The organism is Providencia sp. CIM-Carb-044, assembly GCF_033901115.1.
Lineage (GTDB): Bacteria > Pseudomonadota > Gammaproteobacteria > Enterobacterales > Enterobacteriaceae > Providencia > Providencia hangzhouensis.
On the sequence record NZ_JAXADV010000005.1, the window covers coordinates 269823 to 276224 of the forward strand.

General features: G+C 42.6%; 8 protein-coding genes and 1 pseudogene. All 9 read left to right on the plus strand.

The window, feature by feature from the left end:
• Window positions 1-79: 79 nt before the first annotated feature.
• Window positions 80-823, plus strand: a complete 744-nt coding sequence (fkpA, locus tag SJ312_RS12820; RefSeq protein WP_319867889.1) for an FKBP-type peptidyl-prolyl cis-trans isomerase — start codon at window positions 80-82, stop codon at window positions 821-823.
• A gap of 297 nt (window positions 824-1120) precedes the next feature.
• Window positions 1121-1825 (plus strand): transcriptional regulator, encoded by a 705-nt coding sequence (locus SJ312_RS12825; protein WP_004262503.1) that lies wholly within the window; start codon window positions 1121-1123, stop codon window positions 1823-1825.
• Window positions 1822-2226, plus strand: coding sequence for a sulfurtransferase complex subunit TusD (gene tusD / locus SJ312_RS12830; RefSeq protein WP_110592658.1), 405 nt, complete (start codon window positions 1822-1824; stop codon window positions 2224-2226). Before SJ312_RS12825 ends, tusD begins: the two co-directional genes overlap by 4 nt.
• A gap of 24 nt (window positions 2227-2250) precedes the next feature.
• Window positions 2251-2610: a sulfurtransferase complex subunit TusC gene (gene tusC, locus SJ312_RS12835; RefSeq protein ID WP_004262499.1), complete on the plus strand. Its 360-nt coding sequence runs from the start codon at window positions 2251-2253 to the stop codon at window positions 2608-2610.
• Between the two features lie 57 nt (window positions 2611-2667).
• A complete protein-coding gene (gene tusB, locus SJ312_RS12840) occupies window positions 2668-2955 on the plus strand; it encodes a sulfurtransferase complex subunit TusB (RefSeq protein ID WP_036958589.1) in 288 nt (95 codons plus the stop codon).
• Window positions 2956-3091: 136 nt separating this feature from the next.
• A complete protein-coding gene (gene rpsL, locus SJ312_RS12845) occupies window positions 3092-3466 on the plus strand; it encodes a 30S ribosomal protein S12 (protein WP_004265905.1) in 375 nt (124 codons plus the stop codon).
• Between the two features lie 97 nt (window positions 3467-3563).
• Window positions 3564-4034, plus strand: coding sequence for a 30S ribosomal protein S7 (gene rpsG, locus SJ312_RS12850; RefSeq protein ID WP_004262486.1), 471 nt, complete (start codon window positions 3564-3566; stop codon window positions 4032-4034).
• A gap of 86 nt (window positions 4035-4120) precedes the next feature.
• On the plus strand, window positions 4121-6247 hold the full coding sequence (gene fusA / locus SJ312_RS12855) for an elongation factor G (RefSeq protein ID WP_165879081.1): 2127 nt from the start codon (window positions 4121-4123) through the stop codon (window positions 6245-6247).
• Window positions 6248-6324: 77 nt separating this feature from the next.
• A pseudogene (locus SJ312_RS12860) lies at window positions 6325-6402 on the plus strand (elongation factor Tu); the annotation flags it as partial.

Here is a 6402-nt window from a genome sequence, read left to right on the forward strand (position 1 = left end):
CTAAACTTAAAGAGCCCTACCCATAAAACGAATAGTTCGCTATTCGAATATAATCGAATAAAAGTTATCGGAGACTAGGATGAAATCACTGTTTAAGGCAAGCCTTTTAGCAACTACGCTAGCATTTACTTTTGCTGCTCCGCAAGTGATGGCAGCGGAAGCCAAAGCACAAAGCAGCGCATTCAAAAACGCAGAAGAGCGTAATGCGTATGCACTGGGTGCGTCTTTAGGCCGCTACATGCAGAATTCTTTAGAAGAACAAAAAACAATTGGTATTAATTTGGATAAGGCTCAATTACTCGCTGGTGTCCAAGATGCATTTAACGGCAAAAGCAAAATGACCGATGCAGAAGTTGAAGAAACATTGCGTCAGTTTGAAGGTCAAGTCAAAGAAGCTGCCGACAAAAAAATGAAAGAAGAATCAGCCAATAATGAGAAAAAAGGCGCTGAGTACCGCGAAAAATACGCGAAAGAAAAAGGCGTTGTTAAAACTAAATCAGGCTTACTGTACAAAATTGAAAAAGACGGTACAGGGGCGAAACCTAAAGCAGATGAAACCGTTGTGGTTCACTACAAAGGTTCTTTGATTGACGGTACTGAATTCGACAGCTCATATTCACGTAATGAGCCACTGACAATTCCATTAAATTCAGTGATTAAAGGCTGGGCTGAAGGTTTAGTTAACCTGAAAAAAGGCGGCAAAATGCAGTTGGTTATCCCAGCTGAATTAGCTTACGGCGAAAATGGTGTGCCGGGTATCCCAGCAAATTCAACATTAGTCTTTGATGTTGAGTTATTAGACATCAAGCCTGCTGCTAAATAAGTCCTCACTAAGCATTAGCTAAGTGTATTTTGATGCCCAATGCATTCATGCCTTGGGCTTTTTTATATTTCTCATCAAAAAAACTCTCAAATTGTTTAAAACTTGTGATAAAACAGACTGTCTTGCATTCATTCGCTTGACGGCAACGCCGTGGAGTTTTAACTTCAGAAGACTCTATTTTATTTTTTATCATCACAATTGTTGGCTACAAACAAAGTAATGAAGGCCAAATAGTCGAATAATGAACGCCTTTTTAGTCAACAGGATGAGTTTTTACATTAGAAGGATGATGTTGAAATGTCTGATTCTATACAATCACACGACCTCAGCGATATTAACATATTGGATAACCAACCTTTTTCTGAGACAGACCATGAGATTTTAAAATCGTATGAAGCTGCTGTGGATGGTCTGGCAATGCTAATCGGTGGGCACTGTGAAATTGTTCTTCACTCTTTAGAAGACCTAAACTGCTCTGCAGTCAGAATCGCAAATGGCCAGCACACTGGGCGTAAAATCGGCTCACCGATTACAGACCTAGCGTTGAGAATGCTGCATGATATGGCAGACGAAGAATCGAATGTCTCGAAGGCTTATTTTACGAAAGCGAAAAGCGGTGATTTAATGAAATCCGTTACTATTGCTATTCGTAACCGTAAGCAACGTGTGATTGGCTTGTTATGTATCAATATGAACTTAGATGTGCCGTTCTCTGAAATTATTCAATCGTTTGTTCCAGAAACTAAGCAAGAAGTTACTTCAGATGTAAACTTTGCCTCTTCAGTTGATGACCTTGTCGCACAAACATTGGAGTACACAATTGAAGAAGTTGGCGGTGATCGTAATGTCTCAAATAATGCGAAAAACAAGCAAGTGGTTCTTAACCTATATGAAAAAGGCATTTTTGATATTAAAGATGCCATTAACCAAGTTGCTGACCGTTTGAACATTTCTAAACACACCGTTTATTTATACATTCGTCAATTCAAGAGCGGTGAATGAGTAATACAAATTCGTTAACCTACTGCTTAGTTGTGACAGGTCCTGCTTATGGTACACAACAAGCAGCGAGTGCGTATCAATTTGCAAAAGCCCTTCTTCAAGAAGGGCATATATTGAAAACACTCTTTTTTTATCGTGAGGGTGTTTTTAATGCGAACCAGCTTACGTCACCAGCAACAGATGAATTCAATTTAGTTTCAGCTTGGCAGGAACTGGCAAAACAATCTGGGTGCGAAATGCATATCTGTGTTTCTGCCGCGTTGCGTCGGGGGGTTGTTGACCAAGAACAAGCGCAAAGTTTATCACTTCCAACGGCTAACCTTGCTGAGGGCTTTATCATGAGTGGGTTAGGAAGCCTTGCGGAAGCGATGATAACCACAGACCGAACAATTCAATTCTAAGAACAGCTCAATACAAGGTACCGTGTGAAAAAAATAGCTTTTGTCTTTACAACCATGCCCCATGGAAATGCCAGTGGCCGAGAAGGGTTAGATGCATTATTAGCAACTTCAGCACTGACAGAAGACATTCAGGTGTTTTTTCTCTCTGATGGCGTTTATCAGCTTCTAGCAAACCAACATCCCGCTGAAGTGCTTGCTCGAGATTACATCGTAACATTTAAAATATTGCCGTTATATGACATTGAAAAAGTTTATCTCTGCGGCTCTTCGCTACAAGAACGGGGGCTGGGAGAGCATTGTGAATGGGTTTTAACACCAACAATTCTTAGCAAGAAAGAGGTAAGCGCTAAAATAGCGGAATGTGATGTGGTGCTTAATTTTTAATCCATTGTGTGAATTTTGAGCTTGGGTTGTTTTTTGATCTATAGTAGGATCTTTTCTATGCTGTATACATTAGCAACATCTCCGTTTAAATGTGATTTTTCTACAATGGTAGGCTTTATTACGGCTGAAGATGTCGTTTTACTGATGCAAGATGGCGTGGTTGCGGCAGTCGCACAGTCGCCTTATCTTGTTGCACTACAAAAAACAGGGGCGCAGTTGTACGCTTTGGATGTAGACATCAATGCTCGTGGGTTGCAAAATACCCTATCAACCGCAGTTTCTGTAATCACATATCAAGGTTTTGTGAAGCTAACAGAAGTCCAAAAACAACATTTTGCCATATAAAGGCACTAAAAGTTGTATATTTCTTGACACCTGAGCCAGTCAGCAATAAAATTTCGCGTCCTCGTGTATCGTCATGTTGGCGAACGGGGTCAAAATCCGTGTTTACGAAGCAATAAAACCAGGAGCTTTTTTAATAATGGCAACTATTAATCAGCTGGTACGCAAATCTCGTAGCTCGAAAGTTGTTAAAAGCAACGTTCCAGCACTGGAAGCTTGCCCGCAAAAACGTGGCGTATGTACTCGTGTATATACTACCACTCCTAAGAAACCAAACTCAGCATTACGTAAAGTATGCCGTGTTCGTTTAACTAACGGTTTCGAAGTTTCTTCCTACATCGGTGGTGAAGGCCACAACTTGCAGGAGCACTCCGTTATCCTTATCCGTGGTGGTCGTGTTAAAGACTTACCAGGTGTGCGTTATCACACCGTTCGCGGCGCACTGGACTGTTCTGGTGTTAAAGACCGTAAGCAAGCTCGTTCTAAATACGGCGCGAAAAAACCTAAGGCTTAATGGATTTCCGTTAAGTAAGGCCAAACATTTTAATCTTAATGTCAAAATACTCTCGTAGAGTTTTGGACAAACCTGAATTAACAACGGAGTCATATCCATGCCACGTCGTCGCGTAATAGGTCAACGTAAAATTCTTCCAGATCCTAAGTTCGGATCAGAATTACTGGCCAAATTTGTAAATATCCTGATGGTAGACGGGAAAAAATCTACTGCTGAAGCAATCGTATATAACGCACTTGAAACCCTTGCTCAGCGTTCTGGTAAAACTGAACTTGATGCATTCGAATTAGCACTAGATAACGTGCGTCCGACTGTGGAAGTTAAATCCCGCCGTGTTGGTGGTTCAACTTACCAAGTTCCAGTTGAAGTTCGCCCGGTTCGTCGTAATGCCCTGGCAATGCGTTGGATCGTTGATGCTGCTCGTAAACGCGGTGATAAATCTATGGCGCTTCGCCTGGCAAATGAATTATCAGACGCTGCTGAGAACAAAGGTTCCGCTGTTAAGAAACGTGAAGACGTTCACCGTATGGCAGAAGCTAACAAGGCGTTCGCACACTACCGTTGGTAAGTTCTTACCCACATTAGTGATGTATCTCAGGGTAGCCATTTGCTACCCTTTATATGAAGCATTGAACGCCCACGAGAGAGGAAAAAATGGCCCGTCAAACGCCCATAGCACGTTATCGTAATATCGGTATCAGTGCACACATCGACGCCGGTAAAACCACAACTTCTGAACGTATTCTGTTCTATACTGGTGTAAACCATAAAATTGGTGAAACTCACGAAGGTTCTGCAACAATGGACTGGATGGAGCAGGAGCAAGAGCGTGGTATTACTATCACATCTGCTGCGACTACTGCATTCTGGTCTGGTATGGCAAAACAGTATGAGCCACACCGTATCAACATCATCGACACCCCGGGACACGTTGACTTCACTATCGAAGTAGAACGTTCTATGCGTGTTCTTGATGGCGCAGTAATGGTTTACTGTGCAGTTGGTGGTGTTCAGCCACAGTCTGAAACTGTATGGCGTCAGGCTAACAAATATAAAGTTCCACGTATCGCGTTCGTTAACAAAATGGACCGTATGGGTGCGAACTTCTTACGTGTTGTTGAGCAATTAAAATCACGTTTAGCTGCTAACGCAGTTCCACTGCAATTACCAGTCGGCGCAGAAGAGTCGTTCACTGGTGTTGTTGACTTGCTGAAAATGAAAGCAATCAAGTGGAGTGATGAAGACCAGGGCGTTACCTTCGAATACGAAGATATCCCTGCGAACATGCAAGAAGCTGCTGAAGAGTGGCACAACAACCTGATCGAAACCGCAGCAGAAGCATCAGAAGAACTGATGGAAAAATATCTGGGCGGTGAAGAACTGACTGAAGCAGAAATTAAAGCTGCATTACGTCAACGTGTTCTTGCAAGCGAAATTATCCTGGTTACCTGTGGTTCTGCATTTAAGAACAAAGGTGTTCAGGCGATGCTGGATGCAGTTGTTGATTACTTACCTGCGCCAACAGATGTACCTGCAATTAATGGTATTCTGGACGATGGTAAAGACACTCCTGCAGAGCGTCACGCAAGTGATGATGAGCCATTCTCATCATTAGCATTTAAAATTGCAACCGACCCATTCGTTGGTAACTTGACGTTCTTCCGTGTTTACTCTGGTGTTGTTAACTCAGGTGACACAGTACTGAACGCAGTTAAAGCGAAGAAAGAGCGTTTTGGCCGTATCGTACAGATGCACGCTAACAAACGTGAAGAGATTAAAGAAGTTCGCGCTGGTGACATCGCGGCTGCTATCGGTCTGAAAGACGTAACTACAGGTGATACTTTATGTGCAGTTGATGCACCAATCATCCTGGAGCGTATGGAATTCCCAGAGCCAGTAATCTCTGTTGCAATCGAACCGAAAACTAAAGCTGACCAAGAAAAAATGGGTATCGCATTAGGCCGTTTGGCTCAAGAAGACCCATCTTTCCGCGTATCAAGTGATGAAGAGACTAATCAGACTATCATCGCTGGTATGGGTGAGCTGCACTTAGACGTTCTGGTTGACCGTATGCGTCGTGAATTTAAAGTTGAAGCGAACGTTGGTAAACCTCAAGTTGCTTACCGTGAAGCAATCACTATGAAAGTGACTGATATCGAAGGTAAACACGCGAAACAGTCTGGTGGTCGTGGTCAGTACGGTCATGTTGTTATCGATATGTTCCCTCTGGACAAAAGCGATAAAGACGGTGTTCCAATGGATTACGAATTTGCCAACGACATCAAAGGTGGTGTAATTCCTACTGAATACATCCCTGCGGTTGACAAAGGTATCCAAGAACAGCTGAAATCTGGTCCATTAGCTGGTTACCCGGTTGTTAACATGGGTGTTCGTTTACATTTCGGTTCTTACCATGATGTTGACTCCTCTGAATTGGCGTTTAAACTTGCGGCTTCAATCGCGTTTAAAGATGGCTTCAAAAAAGCTAAACCAGTTCTGCTTGAGCCAATCATGAAAGTTGAAGTGGAAACACCAGAAGACTACATGGGTGATGTTATTGGTGACCTGAACCGTCGTCGTGGTATGATTGAAGGTATGGATGACCTGCCTACTGGTAAAGTCGTTCGTGCACAAGTACCATTGTCAGAAATGTTCGGTTATGCTACTGACCTGCGTTCTCAGACACAAGGTCGTGCTTCATACTCTATGGAGTTCCTGAAGTACAATGAAGCACCAAACAACGTTGCACAAGCTGTAATCGAAGCTCGTAACGCTAAATAATCGATTTTTATCGGTTAACTACTTTAATTTAAGTTCCTTCTTTATCGTGAAGAGGGAACTCCATAAGGAATAGAGTCGTGTCTAAAGAAAAATTTGAACGTTCAAAACCGCACGTTAACGTTGGTACTATCGGCCACGTTGACCACGGTAAAACT

Excerpts from the sequence above, each read along its gene's own strand:
- fkpA (WP_319867889.1), top strand. The coding sequence starts at position 80 with ATGAAATCACTGTTTAAGGCAAGCCTTTTAGCAACTACGCTAGCATTT.
- SJ312_RS12825 (WP_004262503.1), top strand. The coding sequence starts at position 1,121 with ATGTCTGATTCTATACAATCACACGACCTCAGCGATATTAACATATTG.
- tusD (WP_110592658.1), top strand. The coding sequence starts at position 1,822 with ATGAGTAATACAAATTCGTTAACCTACTGCTTAGTTGTGACAGGTCCT.
- tusB (WP_036958589.1), top strand. The coding sequence starts at position 2,668 with ATGCTGTATACATTAGCAACATCTCCGTTTAAATGTGATTTTTCTACA.
- rpsL (WP_004265905.1), top strand. The coding sequence starts at position 3,092 with ATGGCAACTATTAATCAGCTGGTACGCAAATCTCGTAGCTCGAAAGTT.
- rpsG (WP_004262486.1), top strand. The coding sequence starts at position 3,564 with ATGCCACGTCGTCGCGTAATAGGTCAACGTAAAATTCTTCCAGATCCT.
- fusA (WP_165879081.1), top strand. The coding sequence starts at position 4,121 with ATGGCCCGTCAAACGCCCATAGCACGTTATCGTAATATCGGTATCAGT.